This is a genomic window from Streptomyces sp. YS-3 (assembly GCF_045257485.1).
Taxonomy (GTDB): Bacteria; Actinomycetota; Actinomycetes; order Streptomycetales; family Streptomycetaceae; genus Streptomyces.
In genome coordinates, this window is the sequence record NZ_JBJHPC010000989.1 from 1 (window position 1) to 1,421 (window position 1,421).

The 1,421-nt window shown below is 73.4% G+C and carries 3 protein-coding genes; 1 reads left to right on the forward strand and 2 read right to left on the reverse strand.

Features of this window, described 5'->3' with window-relative positions:
* On the forward strand, nucleotides 1-629 hold a 629-nt coding region (locus tag ACJA3G_RS36935; protein ID WP_406557382.1), incomplete at its 5' end, for a hypothetical protein.
* A gap of 17 nt (nucleotides 630-646) precedes the next feature.
* Here the strand turns inward: ACJA3G_RS36935 and ACJA3G_RS36940 are convergent.
* The gene (locus tag ACJA3G_RS36940) at nucleotides 647-916 is read right to left on the reverse strand and encodes a DUF4031 domain-containing protein (RefSeq protein ID WP_406557383.1); all 270 of its coding nucleotides are present in this window, start codon (nucleotides 914-916) and stop codon (nucleotides 647-649) included.
* Nucleotides 913-1,284, reverse strand: a complete 372-nt coding sequence (locus ACJA3G_RS36945) for a hypothetical protein (protein WP_406557384.1) — start codon at nucleotides 1,282-1,284, stop codon at nucleotides 913-915. The genes ACJA3G_RS36940 and ACJA3G_RS36945 overlap by 4 nt, the downstream gene beginning before the upstream one ends.
* Nucleotides 1,285-1,421 lie beyond the last annotated feature (137 nt).

Genomic DNA, 1,421 nt, shown 5'->3' on the forward strand with positions numbered 1-1,421 from the left:
CCCCTACGCCAAGAACCTCCTCACCCGCTGGACCGAACCGCACCGCAAGTACCACACCGCCGACCACCCCCTACGCCAAGAACCTCCTCACCCGCTGGACCGAACCGCACCGCAAGTACCACACCGCCGACCACCTCACCGCCGTGCTGCGCCACATCGACACCCTCGCCGACCACGCCGCCGCCCCCGAACTCGTCCGCCTCGCCGCGTGGTTCCACGACGCCGTGTACCGACCGGACCGTTCCGAGAACGAGGAGCGCAGCGCGGCGCTGGCCGAACGGGCGCTGCCCGAGGCCGGGTTGGGGGCGGCGGACACCGCCGAGGTCGCCCGGCTCGTACGGCTCACCGTCACCCACGACCCCGCCGAGGGCGACACCAACGGCGAGGTCCTGTGCGACGCGGACCTCGCGGTGCTGGCGGGCGGCCCGGAGGAGTACGCCGCGTACGCCGCCGCCGTCCGCGAGGAGTACGCCTTCGTCCCCGACGACGCCTTCCGCACCGGCCGCGCCCAGGTCCTGCGTCAGCTCCTCGCCCTGCCAAGGCTCTTCCGTACCCCGTACGGCACCAGGGAGTGGGAGACCCGCGCCCGCGAGAACCTCACGACGGAGCTGGAGCTCCTGACCGGCTGAGCGGCACGGCAGAACGGCTACGGCGCGGCGCGCCCCTTGGGGCGCCGCGCCGTAGCCCCCGTCAGCCGCCGCACCAGCTCCTTGGAGCCGACCTCCACCGCCCCGGCCCGCACCGCGTCCGCGTACCGCGACTCCGGTACGTCGTAGTGGTCGCGGTCGAAGGCGCGCGGCGGGCAGCCGACGGCGGCGGCGAAGGCGTGCAGTTCCTCGTACGACACATCGCTGACCAGGTGCGACCACATACGGCCGTGGCCCGGCCAGGTGGGCGGGTCGATGTAGAGCGTCATGCCAGCGGGCCGGTGCCCAGGCCGCCGACCGGGGCCACCGTCACTCCCGCCTTGCCGCACACCCAGTGCGGGTCGGGGCCGAGCTCGGGCTCCACGTCGAGGGCGTGCGGGTCCCCCGCGTGGCAGACGGGGCAGATGGGCCAGCGGCCGTACTTCTCCAGCAGCGCGTCCTGCACGTCCTGCGCGACCAGCCCGGCGACGTACGACGCTCCGTCCGGCCACTGCTCCACCCACCAGCGCCGGTGCGTCACCGCGTCCTCGACCAGGGAGACCACATCGGCCCGGGCCACGTCGCGCGCGGCCAGATCCGCCAGCACCAGGGCGCGGGCGGCGTGCAGGTACTGCTCCAGGGAGTCGACGTCGTCCATGGAGCCATTGTCACCCCATCCGCCACTTCCGCCCGTCCCGAGCCGAGGGGTTGACCCCGCCCCACCTGCGAAAATATCTTTCAAGGGTGACCCATGACGTGAAGGAAACTCCCGCCGGCGATCCGGCTCCCCCGGCC

What these genes read in the sequence shown, in the direction of transcription:
- ACJA3G_RS36945 (WP_406557384.1), bottom strand. Translation starts at nt 1,284, where the DNA reads ATGGACGACGTCGACTCCCTGGAGCAGTACCTGCACGCCGCCCGCGCC.
- ACJA3G_RS36940 (WP_406557383.1), bottom strand. Translation starts at nt 916, where the DNA reads ATGACGCTCTACATCGACCCGCCCACCTGGCCGGGCCACGGCCGTATG.